The organism is Streptomyces panaciradicis (assembly GCF_023516615.1).
GTDB classification, from domain to species: Bacteria; Actinomycetota; Actinomycetes; order Streptomycetales; family Streptomycetaceae; genus Streptomyces; species Streptomyces panaciradicis.
In genome coordinates, this window is record NZ_JAMGBF010000271.1 from 1 (window position 1) to 267 (window position 267).

Annotated in this window: 1 rRNA gene; it reads right to left on the reverse strand. The window is 60.3% G+C overall.

Annotated elements, in window-relative coordinates:
* Positions 1-169 (reverse strand): 23S ribosomal RNA (locus M8J74_RS43520); the annotation flags it as partial.
* Between the last annotated feature and the right edge of the window lie 98 nt (positions 170-267).

Consider the following 267-nt stretch of genomic DNA (forward strand, 5'->3'; position numbering starts at 1 on the left):
TTCTCGACAGCATAGGATCATCCACTTCACCACAATCGGCTCGGCATCAGGTCTCAGCCTTGTGTGCGACGGATTTGCCTATCGCACGGCCTACACCCTTACCCCGGGACAACCACCGCCCGGGATGGACTACCTTCCTGCGTCACCCCATCACTCACCTACTAACCGCTTGGTTCGGCGGCTCCACCACTCCCCTTTGCCCGAAGGCTCCGGGGCGGCTTCACGGCCTTAGCATCACGATGCTCGATGTTTGACGCTTCACAGCGG